This is a genomic window from Streptomyces sp. NPDC101225 (assembly GCF_044767585.1).
Classification (GTDB): Bacteria; Actinomycetota; Actinomycetes; order Streptomycetales; family Streptomycetaceae; genus Streptomyces.
Genome location: NZ_JBIWOE010000004.1, coordinates 243,282 through 259,446 on the forward strand (window position 1 = coordinate 243,282; position 16,165 = coordinate 259,446).

Annotated in this window: 14 protein-coding genes; 9 read left to right on the plus strand and 5 right to left on the minus strand. The window is 72.7% G+C overall.

Features of this window, described 5'->3' with window-relative positions; all coding sequences use genetic code 11:
• Positions 1-67 precede the first annotated feature (67 nt).
• The 4 genes from ACIRPX_RS07945 to ACIRPX_RS07960 all read left to right on the plus strand — a co-directional run bounded on the left by ACIRPX_RS07945 (position 68) and on the right by ACIRPX_RS07960 (position 3,762).
• Complete coding sequence (locus ACIRPX_RS07945) at positions 68-1,639, plus strand: flavin-containing monooxygenase (protein WP_404189841.1); 1,572 nt, start codon at positions 68-70, stop codon at positions 1,637-1,639.
• Positions 1,636-2,553 (plus strand): alpha/beta fold hydrolase, encoded by a 918-nt coding sequence (locus ACIRPX_RS07950; RefSeq protein ID WP_404189844.1) that lies wholly within the window; start codon positions 1,636-1,638, stop codon positions 2,551-2,553. Before ACIRPX_RS07945 ends, ACIRPX_RS07950 begins: the two co-directional genes overlap by 4 nt.
• On the plus strand, positions 2,550-3,434 hold the full coding sequence (locus tag ACIRPX_RS07955; RefSeq protein WP_404189846.1) for an SDR family oxidoreductase: 885 nt from the start codon (positions 2,550-2,552) through the stop codon (positions 3,432-3,434). The genes ACIRPX_RS07950 and ACIRPX_RS07955 overlap by 4 nt, the downstream gene beginning before the upstream one ends.
• 88 nt (positions 3,435-3,522) lie before the next feature.
• A complete protein-coding gene (locus tag ACIRPX_RS07960; RefSeq protein WP_404189849.1) occupies positions 3,523-3,762 on the plus strand; it encodes a hypothetical protein in 240 nt (79 codons plus the stop codon).
• A gap of 91 nt (positions 3,763-3,853) precedes the next feature.
• On the opposite strand, the gene ACIRPX_RS07965 is transcribed toward ACIRPX_RS07960, so the two are convergent.
• Complete coding sequence (locus ACIRPX_RS07965) at positions 3,854-7,345, minus strand: S41 family peptidase (RefSeq protein ID WP_404189852.1); 3,492 nt, start codon at positions 7,343-7,345, stop codon at positions 3,854-3,856.
• A 196-nt stretch (positions 7,346-7,541) separates the two neighbouring features.
• On the opposite strand from ACIRPX_RS07965, the gene ACIRPX_RS07970 reads away from it, so the two are divergent.
• The 5 genes from ACIRPX_RS07970 (at position 7,542) to ACIRPX_RS07990 (ending at position 12,256) form a co-directional block, all read left to right on the plus strand.
• A complete protein-coding gene (locus ACIRPX_RS07970) occupies positions 7,542-8,132 on the plus strand; it encodes a TetR/AcrR family transcriptional regulator (protein WP_404189855.1) in 591 nt (196 codons plus the stop codon).
• 138 nt (positions 8,133-8,270) lie between these two features.
• The gene (locus ACIRPX_RS07975) at positions 8,271-10,502 is read left to right on the plus strand and encodes an MMPL family transporter (protein ID WP_404189858.1); all 2,232 of its coding nucleotides are present in this window, start codon (positions 8,271-8,273) and stop codon (positions 10,500-10,502) included.
• A 71-nt stretch (positions 10,503-10,573) separates the two neighbouring features.
• Positions 10,574-11,083 (plus strand): YbaK/EbsC family protein, encoded by a 510-nt coding sequence (locus ACIRPX_RS07980; RefSeq protein ID WP_404189860.1) that lies wholly within the window; start codon positions 10,574-10,576, stop codon positions 11,081-11,083.
• The gene (locus tag ACIRPX_RS07985) at positions 11,080-11,925 is read left to right on the plus strand and encodes an EamA family transporter (protein ID WP_404189863.1); all 846 of its coding nucleotides are present in this window, start codon (positions 11,080-11,082) and stop codon (positions 11,923-11,925) included. The genes ACIRPX_RS07980 and ACIRPX_RS07985 overlap by 4 nt, the downstream gene beginning before the upstream one ends.
• A 55-nt stretch (positions 11,926-11,980) precedes the next feature.
• Positions 11,981-12,256: a DUF1876 domain-containing protein gene (locus ACIRPX_RS07990; protein WP_404189866.1), complete on the plus strand. Its 276-nt coding sequence runs from the start codon at positions 11,981-11,983 to the stop codon at positions 12,254-12,256.
• A gap of 21 nt (positions 12,257-12,277) precedes the next feature.
• Here ACIRPX_RS07990 and ACIRPX_RS07995 read toward each other — a convergent pair whose 3' ends face one another.
• The 4 genes from ACIRPX_RS07995 to ACIRPX_RS08010 form a co-directional block, all read right to left on the minus strand.
• Entirely contained in the window at positions 12,278-13,450 is a 1,173-nt protein-coding gene (locus tag ACIRPX_RS07995) for a serine hydrolase domain-containing protein (RefSeq protein WP_404189869.1), read from the minus strand.
• Positions 13,451-13,557: 107 nt separating this feature from the next.
• Positions 13,558-14,319, minus strand: coding sequence for an energy-coupling factor ABC transporter ATP-binding protein (locus ACIRPX_RS08000; protein WP_404189872.1), 762 nt, complete (start codon positions 14,317-14,319; stop codon positions 13,558-13,560).
• Complete coding sequence (gene cbiQ, locus ACIRPX_RS08005; protein WP_404189874.1) at positions 14,307-15,068, minus strand: cobalt ECF transporter T component CbiQ; 762 nt, start codon at positions 15,066-15,068, stop codon at positions 14,307-14,309. Before cbiQ ends, ACIRPX_RS08000 begins: the two co-directional genes overlap by 13 nt.
• A gap of 1 nt (position 15,069) precedes the next feature.
• Entirely contained in the window at positions 15,070-16,116 is a 1,047-nt protein-coding gene (locus ACIRPX_RS08010) for an energy-coupling factor ABC transporter permease (RefSeq protein ID WP_404189877.1), read from the minus strand.
• Between the last annotated feature and the right edge of the window lie 49 nt (positions 16,117-16,165).

The window sequence follows — 16,165 nt, forward strand, 5'->3', positions numbered from 1 at the left end:
GCCGCTGTTCTACTCTCCCCATTGCGCCAGTGTTCACTGGCAGAGTCGCGCGGGAAAGGGCATCGGCATGGCCGAACACGAGCATGTGCGGGTGGCGGTGATCGGGTCCGGGTTCGGAGGGCTGGGGGCCGCGGTGCGGCTGCGGCGCGAAGGGATCACCGACTTCGTCGTGCTGGAGCGGGCCGGCAGTGTGGGCGGCACCTGGCGCGACAACAGCTATCCCGGGTGCGCCTGCGACGTGCCCTCGCATCTCTACTCGTTCTCCTTCGCACCCAACCCCGACTGGCCGCGCACCTTCTCCGGGCAGGAGCACATTCGCGCCTACCTGGAGCACGTCACGGACGTCTTCCACCTGCGCCCGCACATCCGCTTCGACTCCGAGGTGAAGCGGATGACCTGGGACGCGGAGCAGCTGCGGTGGGACATCGAGACCAGCGGCGGGCGGCTGTCCGCGGACGTCGTCGTCTCCGCCACCGGCCCGCTGTCCGACCCGAAGATCCCCGGCATCCCGGGCCTGGACTCCTTCCCCGGCAAGGTCTTCCACTCCGCCCGCTGGGACCACGACTACGACCTGCGCGGCAAGCGCGTGGCGATGATCGGGACCGGCGCGTCGGCGATCCAGATCGTGCCCGCCATCCAGCCCGAGGTCGCGAGCCTCACCCTCTTCCAGCGCACCCCGGCCTGGGTCATGCCCCGCGTCGACCGCGCCATCAGCGGCGCCGAGCGGGCCCTGCACCGGGCGCTGCCCTTCACCACGCAGGCCCGGCGCGGACTGCTGTGGGGCATCCGGGAGCTGCAGGTCCAGGCGTTCACCAAGCACCCCGACGAGCTCGGTTTCGTGGAGAGGCTGGCGAAGGCGAACATCGCGCGGTCGATCAAGGACCCGGCCCTGCGCGCCAAGCTCACCCCCGACTACCGCATCGGCTGCAAGCGGATCCTGCTGAGCAGCACGTACTACCCGGCGCTCGCCCGGCCCAACGTCGACGTCGTGGCCGGCGGGCTGAGCGAGGTCCGCGGGTCGACCGTGGTCGCCGCCGACGGCACCGAGACCGAGGTCGACGCGATCGTCTTCGGCACCGGCTTCCACGTCACGGACATGCCGATCGCCGAGCGGGTGGTGGGCGCCGAGGGCAGGACGCTCACCGAGGTCTGGAAGGGCGGCATGGAGGCCCTGCGCGGCGCCTCCGCGGCCGGCTTCCCCAACTGGATGACGATCATCGGGCCCAACACCGGCCTCGGGAACTCGTCGATGATCCTGATGATCGAGTCCCAGCTCAACTACATGGCCGACTACCTGCGGCAGTTGGACGTCCTCGGCGGCCGTGCCGCGCTGGACGCCCGCCCGAGCGCGGTCTCCGCGTGGAACCGCCGGGTGCAGGAGCGGATGAGGCGCACCGTGTGGAACACGGGCGGCTGCACCAGCTGGTACCTCGACGCGAGCGGCCGCAACACCACCATCTGGCCCGGTACGACGACCGAGTTCAGGCGGGCCACGCGGAAGGTGGACCTCGCGGAGTACGAACTCCTGCGCGCGCCCGCACCGCCGGCCGGGGACGCGCCCGACGAGGACGCGCCCGCGAAGAAGACGGCGGCCAAGGGCGCCAAGGGCGCCAAGAAGGCCGCGGGGGTGGACGCGTGAACCGTCTGATGCACGTCGCCTCCGGCCCGTACGCCCCGCCCGTCCCCGCCCGCGAACTGACGGTGGACTCCGCCGACGGGTCCCGGATCCACGTCGAGGTGCACGGACCCGAGGGCGCACCCGCCGTCGTCCTCGCCCACGGCTGGACCTGCTCCACCGCCTTCTGGGCGGCTCAGATCCGGGACCTCGCCACCGACCACCGCGTCATCGCCTACGACCAGCGCGGCCACGGGCGCAGCCCGGCGGCCCGGACCTGCAGCACCGACGCGCTCGCGGACGACCTCGAAGCCGTCCTGAAGGCCACCCTGGCGCCGGGCGAGCGGGTCGTGATCGCCGGCCACTCGATGGGCGGCATGACGGTGATGGCGGCGGCCGAACGGGCCGTCTTCCGCGAGCACGCGGCGGCCGTCCTGCTGTGCAGCACCGGATCGTCGCGGCTGGTCGCGGAGTCGACCGTCGTACCGATCAGGGCGGGCCGGCTGCGGACCTGGCTGACCAAGCACATCCTCGGCGTCCGGGCGCCGCTCGGGCCGGTCACGCCCGTCGCGCGCCGCGTCCTCAAGTACGGGACGATGGGGCCGGGTTCGGCGCCGCACATGGTGGAGGCGTGCGCGCGGATCGTGCACGCGTGCCCGGCCGGGGTGCGGCACGCCTGGTCGCAGGTGCTGGACCTGCTCGATCTGGACCACGGAGTAAGGGAGTTGAGGGTGCCGACGGCCGTCGTCGTCGGGACCGCCGACCGGCTCACCCCGCCCGTGCAGGCGCGGGCCCTGGTGGCGGCGCTGCCGAACTGCGTGGACAGCACCGAGCTGCCGGGGCTCGGCCACATGACGCCCGTCGAGGCGCCGGAGCTGGTCACGGGCCGGATCCGGGAGCTCGTGGTGACGTACGCAACGATCAAGGAGGGCGCATGAGCAAGGTCAGCCTGGAGGGGCAGGTCGCCGTCGTCACCGGGGCGGCCCGCGGGGTGGGGGAGCTGCTCGCCCGCAAGCTGTCCGCGCGCGGCGCCAAGGTGGCACTGGTCGGACTGGAGCCGGACGCCCTCAAGCAGGTCTCCGAACGGCTGCACAGCGAGAGCGATCACTGGCACGCCGACGTGACGGACCATGTGGCGATGGCCCGGGTGGCGCGGGAGGTCAAGGACCGGTTCGGGAAGGTGGACATCGTCGTCGCCAACGCCGGTGTCGCGACCGGTGGGCCCTTCGTGGACTCCGACCCGGAGTCCTGGCGCCGGGTGATCGAGGTGAACCTCGTCGGCTCGGCGGTGACGGCCCGTGCCTTCCTGCCGGTGCTGATGGAGAGCCGGGGGTATCTGCTGCAGATCGCGTCGCTGGCGGCCATCACGCCGGCGCCCATGATGACCGCGTACTGCGCCTCCAAGTCCGGTGTGGAGGCGTACGCGCACAGCCTCAGGGCCGAGGTCGGCTTCAAGGGCGTGCGGGTCGGGGTCGGCTACCTGTCCTGGACCGACACCGACATGGTGCGCGGCGCCGACCAGGACGAGGTCATGCGGGAGCTGCGGCAGCGGCTGCCGTGGCCGTCGAACAAGACGTATCCGCTGGGCCCGGCCGTCGACCGGATCGTGGCCGGCATCGAGCGGCGCTCCAGCCATGTGTACGGGCAGTGGTGGCTGCGCGGCATGCAGGGGGTGCGCGGATATCTGCCCGGGCTCATCGGAACGGTCGGCCGGCGGGAGATGAAGCGCTTCGCGGACCGGCTGACGGGGATGCGCACAGGACTCGTCGGCGCAGGCGGGGAGGCGGACGAGGAGTCCCGCGCTACGCACCGTAGTTGATCGAAATGCGGAGTGTGTCCGCCCGTGTGAATCTGGTCGGGGCCCGATCAAGGGCCTGACCCCCCACCCACCACGGGAGTGAACCCACATGGGTATGAAGGACCAGTTCCAGGACAAGGCGGAGCGGATGCAGGAGCAGGCCAAGCAGCGTGCCCAGCAGGGCCGCGAGCACGGTCGCGAGCAGGGCCGCGAGCAGGGCCGCGAGCACGGCCACGGCCGGCCGGACCAGCAGCGCGGTCAGCAGGGCCGCGAGCGCATGCGTGACGAGCAGCCGGAGCGCCCGCGCCACGAGGAGCAGGAACGCCTCGACCAGGACTACGACATGTAGCTCCGCTCGGCCTCGGCCGACGGTGACGGGGCGCCCCGTGTTTCCCGGGGCGCCCCGTTCCCGCGTTCCGTGCGCGGTTCCCCGCGCCCCGTCAGGAACCGTTCCGCGGCGGCAGTTTGGGGCGGGACCGGTCCGGTACGTCGCTGTGGTCCGGGGGCGTGGCCGGGGGGATCGACTCCAGCAGGTCGACGGCGAGCTGGACGGCGTGGTCCATCTCCACGTGACGGCCCTCCGCCCAGTCCAGCGGGTCACGCAGGACCTCCACGTCCGGCGTGACGCCCTTGTTCTCCACGCCCCAGCCGTAGGCGTCGAACCAGGCCGCGTTCATCGGGACGGTGATCACCGTGCCGTCGCCCAGGGTGTGGCGGCCGGTCATGCCGACGACACCGCCCCAGGTGCGCTGGCCGATCACCGGTCCCAGGCCGAGGAGTTTGAAGGCGGCGGTGATCATGTCGCCGTCGGAGGACGTCGCCTCGTCGGCGAGCGCGACCACCGGGCCGCGTGGCGCGTCGGAGGCGTACGACACCGGCTGGGCGTTGCGCGTCAGGTCCCAGCCCAGGATCCTGCGGGTCAGCTTCTCGACCACCAACTCGCTGATGTGGCCGCCCGCGTTGCCGCGCACGTCGACGATCAGGGCGGCCCGCGACATCTCCATCCGCAGGTCCCGGTTGAACTGGGCCCAGCCGGAGCCGCCCATGTCCGGGATGTGCAGATAGCCGCACCGGCCGCCGCTCAACTCGCGTACCACCGCACGGCGTTTGGCCACCCAGTCCTGATAGCGCAGCGGCCGTTCGTCGACGAGCGGGACGACGGCCACGCGGCGCGCACGGCCCGAGGCGTCCTCCGCGGGCCGGAACGTGAGCTCCACCGTCGTGCCGCCCGAGCCGGCCAGCAGCGGGTAGGGGCCCGCCACCGGGTCCACCGGGCGGCCGTCGACGTGGGTGAGCACGGAGCCCTCCCGGATGCCCGTGCCCGCCAGCGGCGAGCGCGCCTTGGAGTCGGACGAGTCGCCCGGCAGGATCCGCCTGACCACCCAGCCTCCGTCCCGCCGCACGAGGTTGGCGCCGAGCAGGCCCTGCCGGCGCTGGTAGTGCGGCGGTCCCTCGTTGCGGCGCGCGGCGGAGACGTAGGCGTGCGAGGTGCCCAGTTCGCCGAGCACCTCGCGCAGGAGGTCGGCGAAGTCGTCGGGGGAGGCGACCCGTTCGACCAGCGGCCGGTACTGGGCGAGGATCGCGTCCCAGTCGACGCCGCCCATTCCCGGCTCCCAGAAGTAGGCGCGGATGAGGCGGCCCGCCTCCTCGTACGACTGGCGCCACTCGGCGGGCGGGTCGACCTCGTGCAGGATGCGGCGCAGGTCGATCCAGACCGTCGTGTCGCCGTCGCCGGACTCGGTGGAGGGGGTGGCGCGCAGGTCGCCCTCGTCGACCACGACCAGCCGGCTGCCGTCGCCGCTGACCGCGAACCAGTCCAGGTGGTCGACGAGTTCGGCCTTCTTCGCCTTGCTGATGCCGAAGTGTTCGAGGGTCGGCCGCCCGGTGGTGTCGTCCGGGTTGGCGAAGGTCTCGCCGAGCGCGCCCGAGATCGGCCAGCGCAGCCAGACCAGGCCGCCGCCCGCCACCGGGTGCAGGGCCGAGTACTTGGAGGCGGTGACCGGGAAGGGGGTGACCCGGCTCTCCAGGCCCTCGACCTCGACGGTCACCGCGCCGTCGCCGCCCGACTCGTTCTCCACCGGGTCCAGGCCGCCGGCGGCCGGGCGGCCCTCCGGGTTCAGCGCGAAGGGGGAGGGGGTGGCCGAGTTCAGCGGCACCAGGTAGGGGCGGCAGCCGAGCGGGAAGGAGAGGTCGCCGGTGTGGACGTCGTAGACGGGGTCGAAGCCGCGCCAGGACAGGAAGGCGAGATAGCGGCCGTCCCGGGTGAACACCGGGTTCTCGTCCTCGAAGCGGCCGTCGGTGACGTCGACGACCAGCCGCTCGCCGGCGTTCGGGATCCGGGCCATCTTGATCTGCCGGAGCGAGCGGCCGATCCCCGGGTGCGACCAGGTCAGCCAGGCGCCGTCCGGCGAGAACGCGAGGTCGCGCACCGGACCGTTGGCCGAGCGGATCAGCTCGGTCACCTCGCCGTCCGGGTCCGGGGCCCCTTCGCCGGACGCCGCGTGGGCCTGCTGCCTTCCCTCGGCGGCGTCCGTGTGGGCCTGGCGTGTTCCTTCGGCGGACGCCGTGTGGGCCTGGTGTGTTCGTTCGGTGGTGTCCGCGCCGGTCGCTCGTGACCCCTCGGCGGCGGTCGTGTCGGCCTGCCCGGTGCCTTCGTGGGCGTCCGTGTCGGTCTCCCGCGTTCCCTCGGCGGCGGTCGCGTCCGCGTCGGCGGACACGGAGAGCAGCAGCAGCCGTCCGTCGTGGGAGGCGATCGCGAGGCGCTCGCCCTGGGGGTCGGAGACCAGCTCCAGGACCCGGCCCAGCTTGCCGGAGGCCAGCCGGCGCGGCTCGCGGTGACCCGTCGCCCGCGGCAGCTGGGCGATCTCGATCGCGTCCTCGCCCTCCGCGTCCGTCACGTACGCCACCCGCCCCGACGCGCCCAGCGTCTCCGGCAGCCGGACCCGTACGCCCGGGGTGTCGGTGAGGGTGCGGGCCGGTCCGTCGCGGTGGGTCAGCCAGTACAGGCTGCCGCGGACCACGACGGCGCTCGCCCGGCCCGTCTCGTCCACCGAGATGCCGTCCACGTGCTCGGCGGCCGGTACCTGGTACCTGCGCCGTCCCGCGCGCGGCCCGCCGAGCCGGACGTCCAGGCGGCGCGGTGCGGAGTCGGCCGCGAGGTCGTCCACGATCCACAGGTCGCCGGCGCACTGGTACACCACCCGGGTGCCGTCGCTGGAGGCGTGCCGGGCGTAGAAGGCGTCGTGGTCGGTGTGCCGGCGCAGGCCGGAGCCGTCGTGGGCGCAGGAGTAGAGGTTGCCGACGCCCTCGTGGTCGGAGAGGAAGGCGATCCGGCCGCCGGCGAACACGGGGGAGGACAGATGGCCCTCCAGGTCGGCCAGCAGACGCTCGCCGTGCAGCCACAGGCGGCCCATGGCGCCGCCCCGGTAGCGCTTCCAGGAGGCCGGCTCGTGCGGCGGGGTGCCGGTGAGCAGCAGCGTCCTGCGCTCCCCTTCGAGGCCGGCGACCTGGATGTCGGAGACCGGGCCCCAGGGCAGCTTGCGGCCGGGAGTGCCGTCGGGGGAGACCTTGTAGGCCCAGGTGAAGTAGGAGAAGGGCTCGCCGTGGGAGGCGACGGCGAGGATGGTGCCGCCGCGGTCCGCGCCGCCGGGACTCCAGCCGCACACCTGCGTGTCGGGCGATCCCCAGTAGGTGAGCTGCCGGCCCGGTCCGCCCTCGACGGGCACCAGGTGGATCTCGGGGACCAGGCTCCGCCAGCTCGTGTACGCGATGTGGCGGCCGTCCGGCGAGAAGCGCGGATGACCGATCTTCGTCCGGTCGACGGTGAGGCGCCAGGCACGGCCCTCACCGTCGAGGGGGGCCAGCCAGAGGTCGTCCTCGGCCACGAAGCACAACAGGTCGCCGCTCAGGTGCGGCAGGCGCAGATAGCTCACCTCCCCATGCTTTTCCGCCGGATGGGGCCGGGCAACTCGTGCGACGGGTCTTGCGGGGTCTTTCTTGCGGCCGTTCTTTACGGGCCCTTCACCTACGTGACCCACCGCACGTACGAAACGGTTTCGTTTCGCTATCTTTGGGGGTATCTTCGATGCAGTACGAACACGACGCACCCCGAGCCGGAAGGTGAGTGGCATGACTGAGGTCGCGACGACGCGTCGCAGTCGCATCACGCCCGAGCGAGAGGCCGAGCTGTACGAGGCCGTGCTCGACCTGCTCAGGGAAGTCGGCTACGACGCCCTCACCATGGACGCCGTGGCGGCCCGTACGCGGTCCAGCAAGGCGACGCTCTACCGCCAGTGGGGCGGCAAGGCCGAGCTGGTCGCGAAGGCGGTGCGGCACAACAAGCCCGGCGGCTTCGCCGACATCGACACCGGCTCGCTCAAGGGCGACCTGCACGCCCTCACGCTGCGCTCGGACGACTGCCAGATGGAGCAGAACTCCGCGCTGATGCGGGGCCTGGCCATGGCGGTGCACGGCAGCCCTGATCTCCTGAAGGCGTTCAAGGAGCATCTGATCGAGCCGGAGATGGCGGAGTTCCGCCGTGTGCTGCAGCGGGCGATCGACCGGGGCGAGGTGCGCGCCGACAACCCCGCGATCGACTACGTGATGCACATGATGATCGGCGGGTTCGCCGCGCGCAGCCTCATCGACGAGCAGCCGCCGACGCAGGAGTTCCTGCTCTCGTACATCGACGCCGTGGTGCTCCCCGCCCTCGGCGCCTGACAACTCCCCGCACCCTCACCACCTTTCCGAGTACCTGACGTCACCGCTCAAGTCGTCGGGTCGGTCATCCCTGCCTCCCCGCCGGGCTGATCACCCCTGCCCTGATCGACCCCACGACCTGACCGGGAGTACGCCCACGTGGCCACGTTCCTCCAGAAACTCGGCCGGTTCGCCTTCAGGCGACGGCACTTCGTCGTCCTGTTCTGGGTGGCGCTGCTGACGCTCGCCGGCGTCGGCGCGGCCAGCGCCCCCGCCGCCGGCTCCTCCTCCTTCTCCATTCCGGGCACGGAGGCCCAGAAGGCCTTCGACCTGCTGGAACAGCGCTTCCCCGGGATGAGCGCCGACGGCGCGACCGGACGCGTCGTCTTCAAGGCGCCCGCGGGCGAGAAGATGACCGACGCCGGCAACAAGGCCACCGTCGAGAAGACGGTGAAGGAGCTGTCCGACGGCTCCGAGGTGGTCTCCGTCAGCGACCCCTACCGGGCGCACGCCGTCAGCAAGGACGGCACGATCGCCTACACGTCGGTGAAGTACAAGGTCTCCGGCATGGAGCTGAAGGACGCCTCACGGGACGCCCTCGAACAGGCCGGAAAGGACGCGCGGTCCACCGGGCTGACCGTCGAGATCGGCGGCGACGCGCTCCAGACCACCCCCGAGACCGGCGCCACCGAGGTCATCGGCATCGCGATCGCCGCCGTCGTCCTCGTCATCACCTTCGGCTCGCTGATCGCGGCCGGACTGCCGCTGCTGACGGCGCTCATCGGCGTGGGCATCGGCGTCTCGACGATCACGGCGCTGGCGAACGCGCTGGACCTCGGCTCGACGACCTCCACCCTGGCCATGATGATCGGCCTCGCGGTCGGCATCGACTACGCCCTGTTCATCGTCTCCCGCTACCGCGCCGAACTGGCCGAGGGCCGCGCGCGGGAGGAGGCGGCCGGCCGGGCCGCCGGCACGGCGGGCTCCGCGGTGGTCTTCGCGGGCCTGACGGTCGTGATCGCGCTGGTCGGACTCTCCGTCGTCGACATCCCGATGCTGACCAAGATGGGCGTGGCGGCCGCCGGCACGGTGGCGATCGCGGTGCTGATCGCGCTGACCATGATCCCGGCGCTGCTCGGGTACGCGGGCCGCAAGGTGAAGCCGGCCGGCCAGAAGAGCAGGCTGCTCGGCGGCGGGCGCGCGGCGCGCAAGGCGGCCGAGGGCAGGCCGAACATGGGCACCCGCTGGGCCGGCTTCGTCGTACGCCGCCCCGTGGCGGTCCTGCTGCTGGGCGTGCTCGGCCTGGGCACCGCGGCGGTCCCGGCGGCCTCGCTGGAGCTGGGCCTGGGCGACGACGGCTCGCAGCCCACGTCGACGACGCAGCGCCGGGCCTACGACCTGCTGTCCGAGGGCTTCGGCCCCGGCTTCAACGGCCCGCTGATGGTCGTGGTCGACGCACAGGACAGCGACAGCCCCAAGGCCGCGGTGGCCCGGGTCACCGACGGCATCAAGGGCCTGAAGGACGTCGCGACGGTCACGCCGGCGACGTACAACAAGGCCGGCGACACCGCGACGATCACCGTGATCCCCGACTCCAAGCCGTCGTCGGCGACGACCGAGGACCTGGTCCACTCCATCCGTGGCGCGGGCGCGGGGATCAAGGCCGACACGGACGCGACGGTGCTGGTCACCGGCTCGACGGCGATGAACATCGACGTCTCGCAGAAGCTGAACGACGCCCTCATCCCGTACCTGGTGCTGGTGGTCGGCCTGGCCTTCCTGCTGCTGATCGTCGTCTTCCGCTCGATCCTGGTCCCGCTGAAGGCGGCCCTCGGCTTCCTGCTGTCGGTGACGGCGGCGCTGGGCGCGGTCGTGGCCGTCTTCCAGTGGGGCTGGCTGTCCGGCCTGCTGGGTGTGGAGGAGACCGGCCCGGTCATGTCGATGATGCCGATCTTCATGGTCGGCGTGGTCTTCGGTCTCGCGATGGACTACGAGGTCTTCCTCGTGACCCGGATGCGGGAGGCGTACGTGCACGGCGAGCGGCCGAGCCAGGCCGTCGTGACCGGCTTCAGGCACGGTGCGCGGGTGGTCACGGCCGCGGCGGTGATCATGATGGCGGTCTTCGCCGGCTTCATCGGCTCCAGCGAGTCCATGATCAAGATGATCGGCTTCGGCCTCGCGATCGCCGTCTTCTTCGACGCCTTCGTCGTCCGTATGGCCGTCGTCCCGGCGGTCCTGGCCCTGCTCGGCAGGCGGGCCTGGTGGCTGCCGAAGTGGCTGGACCGCGCGCTGCCCAACGTGGACGTGGAGGGCGAGGGCCTGCGCGACCAGGAGCCGCACACGGACGCGGACCCGGACCCGGACGAGGACCGGGAGCTGGTCGGGGCCTGAGACCCCACCGGTGCACGGGGCGGCCGAAACCCGGTCGCCCGCCCCGTGCACCGACCGCTAGCGTGCCGTGCATGACGAGCGTCGATGCCTTGGACAGTTCCGGAGCCCATCCGCGTTTCACCGCCGCCCTGCACGAGCTGGGGCTCGACGAGCTGCACAGCAGGATCCGGCGCTTCCCGGACGCGACCCGCACCGCCGTGGAGGCGGCCGCCGCCGTCGGGTGCGAGCTGAGCGAGATCTGCAAGTCGCTGATCTTCGCGGCGGACGGGGTCCCGGTGCTGGTGCTGATGGACGGGGCCTCGCGGGTGGACGTCGAGCGGGTGCGCGAGGAACTCGGCGCGGAGAAGGTCACGCGGGCCAAGGCGGAGGTCGTCCGGGAGGCGACCGGGTACGCCATCGGCGGCGTACCGCCCTTCGGGCACCGAACGAGGACGCGGGTCCTCGCGGACCGTTCGCTGCTGGAGCACGACGTCGTGTGGGCCGCCGCCGGGAACCCGCACGCCGTGTTCCCCATGGAGCCCAAGGACCTGGTCGCCCACGCCGGCGCCACCCTCGTGGACGTGCGTGAGCGCACCTCGTGACGCCGCTGGTGGCCACGGCCGTCCTGGTCGCCGCGGTCACGCACGCCGGCTGGAACGCGATCGCCCATCGGATCACCGACAAGCTGGTCGGGTTCACGCTGATCGCCGGCGGCGGCATGCTCATCGGGCTGCTGCTGGTGCCGTTCACGGCGTTCCCCGCGTCCGGCGCCTGGCCGTATCTCGGCGCCTCCGCCGTCATCCACCTCGCCTACTACGTCCTGCTCATGCGGTCCTTCCGGCTCGGTGACTTCGGGCAGGCGTACCCGATCGCGCGCGGCACCGCGCCGCTCGTGGTCACGCTCCTGGCCGCCCTGTTCGCCCACGAGGTGCCGGACGGCTGGGCGGCCGCGGGGATCGCCGTGTCCTGCACCGGGCTGACGGGCGTGGCCCTGTGGGGACTGCGCGGGCGCCGGCCGGACTGGGCCGCGGTCGGCGCGGCCCTCGCCACCGGCCTGACCATCGCCGGCTACACGGTCGTGGACGGCCTCGGCGTCCGCGCCTCCGGCTCCTCGCTCGGCTACATCGCCTGGCTGATGGCGCTGGAGGGGATCGCGCTCCCCGCGTACGCGCTGCACCGGTGGCGGGGCGACGCCGCCGCGGTGCTCAGGCCGTTCGCGCCGCTCGGCCTGCTCGGCGCCGCCCTGTCCGTACTCGCCTACGGCCTCGTCCTGTGGGCCCAGACCAGGGCCGAACTGGCACCGGTCGCGGCCCTGCGCGAGTCCTCGATCATCGTCGGCGCGGCGATCGGCGCCGTCTTCTTCAAGGAGCGGTTCGGGGCGCCGAGGGTCGCGGCGGCCGGGCTGCTGGTCGCCGGGATCGGGCTGATGCTGCACGCCGGGTAGGCGCCGCGGGCCGCCGAGGAGCACCCTGGAAGCAGGTCTTCCGGAGGTGATCGTCATGATGCACACCGCAGTGGGATGGCATGTCGAGCTGGAATTCCAGGAGGACGACCAGCACACCCGTGCGGTCGCGATGGTGCGCCTGTCCGACGGCAGCGAGATCCGGGCCCACGGCCGCGCGAGCCGGCACGACTCCGATGCCAATCAGCCGCGGGTGGGCGAGGAGATCGCGGGCGCGCGGGCGCTCAACGAACTCGCCATGCAGCTGCTGACCAAGGCGCACGGGGAGATCGACTCGGCGTCGGGGCGGACCTCGCACTCGATCAACGTCTGAGCCGCGCCTGCACCGGTCCGCTCACGCGGATATCGCGGCGTGCACGGCGCGGACCAGCGCCTGCGCCCGCGGGTCCGCCGTCACGCTCTTGCGGAATCCGTTGGTGACGTAGCCGAAGGCGATGCCCGAGGCGGGGTCGGCGAAGCCCAGGGCGCCGCCGCGGCCCGGGTGGCCGAAGGAGGTGGGGGAGAGCAGGGGGGACGCCGCCCCGTGCAGCATGTAGCCGAGGCCGAACCGGGTGGGGACGACGAGCACGCGGTCCGCTCCCGTGCTGCGCTCGCCGCGCGCCAGCTCGGCCGTCTCCGGGGTGAACAGCCGCCTGCCGCCGTCCACCTCGCCGATCAGGGAGGCGTAGAAGCGGGCCAGGCCCTGCGCCGTGGCGATGCCGTTGGAGGCCGGCAGGGCGGCGGCGCGGTAGGCGGGGTCGTTCTCGTCCGGCAGGGGGGTGATCGCGGCGAAGGCCCGGCAGGTCAGGGAGTCCGGGTCCGCGTAGGCCTCGGCGACGGCGCGCCTGGGGCGGGTCCTGAGGCCGTGCGGGTCCGCGGGCGGCTCGACCTTGCCCACCCGGCCCGCCCGCGCCGCCTCGGACGCGGGCAGCCCCAGCCACAGGTCCGCGCCGGCCGGTGCGGCGATCTCGTCCGCGATCCACTCGCCGATCCCGCGGCCGGTGACCCGCCGCACCAGCTCACCCGTCAGCCAGCTGTACGTCTGCGCGTGGTACCCGTGGTCCGTGCCGGGCTCCCACGCCGGTGCCTGCGCCGCGACGGCCTCGGCGCCGAGGACGGGGTCGAGGGCCTCGGCGGGCGTCAGCGGACGGTCGAGCGCGGGGACGCCGGCGCGGTGCGCGAGGAGGTGCCACACCCGCGTGCGCTCCTTGCCCGCCGCCTTGAACTCCGGCCAGTAGGTGCCGACCGGCGCGTCCAGGTCCAGTTCGCCGCGCTGCTGCAGCAGGAGGAGCGCGGCGGCGGCGACGCCCTTGGTCGCCGAGCGCACGATCTGGGCGGTGCCGTGCTCCCAGGCCTGCGCACCACCCGTGCCGTCGACGTGCTTGGTGCCGCCCCACAGGTCGACGACCTTGTGCCCGTCGCGGTAGACGGCCACGGCCGCGCCGCGGTCGCCCAGTGTCTCGAAGTTGCGGGCGAACGCTTCCCGGACCGGCTCGAAGCCCTCGGCCACCGCACCCTTGACGTCCACGCGTACATCCCTCCGGTTCACCTGTGACTGTGGGGGCAACGCCCGCACACGGCCTGCGATTCCCCGGCGCCGACGGCCCGGCAGGGGCGTCATGACGGTGTTGTGCGTCACGCACCCATGGTCACGGAGCGTGGGTCGAAGCCGAACGGCAGCTCCAGGCGGTGGGCGCGCATCAGCTCCTCGTCGCAGAGGAGTTCGCCCGTCTTCCCGTCCGCCGCGATCACGCCGTCGCTCAGGATCAGGGAGCGGGGGCACAGTTCCAGGGCGTAGGGCAGGTCGTGCGTGACCATGAGGACCGTGACGTCCAGCGAGCGCAGGATGTCGGCCAGTTCGCGGCGGGAGGCCGGGTCGAGGTTGGAGGAGGGCTCGTCCAGGACGAGGATCTCCGGCTCCATGGCGAGCACGGTCGCCACCGCCACCCGGCGCCGCTGCCCGAAGGAGAGGTGGTGCGGGGGCCGGTCCTTGAACCCGGCCATGCCGACCCGCGCGAGCGCCCGGTCGACGCGCTCCTCCAGCTCGGGCCCCTTCAGCCCGGCCGCCGCCGGGCCGAACGCCACGTCCTCGCGGACGGTCGGCATGAACAGCTGGTCGTCCGGGTCCTGGAAGACGATGCCGACCTGGCGCCGGATGCGGGCCATGTGCCGCTTGTCCACGGGCAGTCCGGCCACCCGCACCGTGCCCGCGCCGCCCGTGAGGATGCCGTTGAGATGCAGCACCAGGGTCGTCTTGCCGGCGCCGTTCGGGCCGAGCAGCGCGACCCGCTCACCGCGGCCGACGGCGAAGTCCACGCCGAACAGCGCCTGATGACCGTCGGGGTAGGCGAAGGCGAGGCCGGAGACCTCGAGCGAAGGAGTACTCACAGGGTCCATCCCAGCAGGCAGACGACGAGGGCGGCGAAGGGGAGGGCGAGCGCGTACGACCACTGCGCCCGGGAGGCGGTCACCTCGTCGATCACCGGCATCGATCCGGCGTATCCGCGGCTGACCATGGCGAGGTGGACGCGCTCCCCGCGTTCGTAGGAGCGGATGAACAGGGCGCCGGCCGACTTCGCGAGCACGCCCCAGTGGCGGACGCCGCGCGCCTCGAACCCGCGCGATTCCCGCGCGATCCGCATCCGCCGCATCTCGTCGGTGATGACGTCGCCGTAGCGGATCATGAAGGACGCGATCTGCACCAGCAGCGGCGGGAGCTTCAGCCGCTGCAGCCCCAGCAGGAGTTCGCGCAGCTCCGTGGTGGCGGCCAGCAGCACCGACGCGGCGACGCCCAGGGTGCCCTTGGCCAGCACGTTCCACGCGCCCCACAGGCCGTTCACACTCAGCGACAGACCCAGGACGTCGACGTGCTCGCCCTCGGCCACGAACGGCATCAGGACGGCGAACGCGACGAACGGCACCTCGATCAGCAGCCGCTTGAGCAGGAATCCGGCGGGCACGCGGGCGAGGTGTGCGACGGTGCCCAGCAGGACGGCGTACAGCGCGAACGCCCACATCGCCTCGCGCGGCGTCGAGACCACGACCACCACGAAGGCGAAGGCCGCGGCCAGCTTGGTGTGCGGCGGCAGGGCGTGCACGGGCGAGTGCCCGTGCCGGTAGAGCCGGTGCGCGTGCCCCGCGCCCATGTCAGACCTTCTCCACGGCCGTGGGCGAGGCGTCCGTGCTCCGTCGCCTGCGCACCGCCCAGAACACGCCGCTGCCCGCGACGACGGTCACGCCGACGCCGATCACGCCCGCCAGCCCCCCGGACAGGCGGGCGTCAGCGACGTCCTTGACCCCGTAGCCGGCGAGCGGGGAGTCCGACGACGCGTGCTTGCCCGCCTTCTTGTCGATGCCCTGGTCGTGGGCGACCTTCTCCAGGCCGTCGGGGCTGGCGGAGGCGTAGAAGCTGACGAACCCGGCGAGGACCAGCGAGGCCACCAGGCCGGTGACCCACAGTCCGCGGCGGGAGGCGCGGGCCGCCACGGGCGCCGCCGCGGTGGGCGCGTCGACCAGCTCGCCGTTCACCCGCAGCTTGAGCCGTCGCTGCAGTCCGCGCGCGCCGTACACCAGGTCGGGGCGTACGGCGACGACGGCGCCCACGGTGAGGGCGGTGATGGCCGCCTCGCCGATGCCGATCAGGACGTGCACCCCGATCATCGCGGTGGCGACCTTGCCGACGGCGATGTCGGTGGTGCCGCCGATCGCGTAGAGGAAGGTGAACATCACGGCGGCGGCGGGCACGGAGAGCAGCGCGGCGGCGAAGGACGCCACGGTCACCGAGCGGCGCGTACGGGGGAGCACCTTGACCAGGCCGCGGAAGACGGCGTACCCGACGACCGTGGTGACGAGCGCCATGTCCGTGATGTTCACGCCGAGTGCGGTCAGGCCGCCGTCCGCGAAGAGGATGCCCTGCATCAGCAGGACCACGGACACGCACAGCACGCCCGTGTACGGGCCGACGAGGATCGCCGCGAGCGCGCCGCCGAGCAGATGGCCGCTGGTTCCCGCCGCGACGGGGAAGTTCAGCATCTGGACGGCGAAGATGAACGCGGCCACGAGCCCGGCCAACGGCGCCGTCCGCTCGTCGAGTTCACGGCGCGCGCCGCGCAGGCTCACGGCGATCGCGCCCGCGGCGGCGACGCCGGTCACGGCGGAGATGGGAGCGTTGATGAATCCGTCAGGCACATGCACCGTTCGATGATAGATGCTTATTGCGAACCAATTGCAAGAGCGAGGGGGT

Coding starts and splice junctions, on each gene's coding strand:
- ACIRPX_RS07970 (WP_404189855.1), top strand. CDS start 7,542: ATGACTGAGGTCGCGACGACGCGTCGCAGTCGCATCACGCCCGAGCGA.
- ACIRPX_RS08000 (WP_404189872.1), bottom strand. CDS start 14,319: ATGGACCCTGTGAGTACTCCTTCGCTCGAGGTCTCCGGCCTCGCCTTC.
- cbiQ (WP_404189874.1), bottom strand. CDS start 15,068: ATGGGCGCGGGGCACGCGCACCGGCTCTACCGGCACGGGCACTCGCCC.
- ACIRPX_RS07980 (WP_404189860.1), top strand. CDS start 10,574: ATGACGAGCGTCGATGCCTTGGACAGTTCCGGAGCCCATCCGCGTTTC.
- ACIRPX_RS07955 (WP_404189846.1), top strand. CDS start 2,550: ATGAGCAAGGTCAGCCTGGAGGGGCAGGTCGCCGTCGTCACCGGGGCG.
- ACIRPX_RS07945 (WP_404189841.1), top strand. CDS start 68: ATGGCCGAACACGAGCATGTGCGGGTGGCGGTGATCGGGTCCGGGTTC.
- ACIRPX_RS07990 (WP_404189866.1), top strand. CDS start 11,981: ATGATGCACACCGCAGTGGGATGGCATGTCGAGCTGGAATTCCAGGAG.
- ACIRPX_RS07960 (WP_404189849.1), top strand. CDS start 3,523: ATGGGTATGAAGGACCAGTTCCAGGACAAGGCGGAGCGGATGCAGGAG.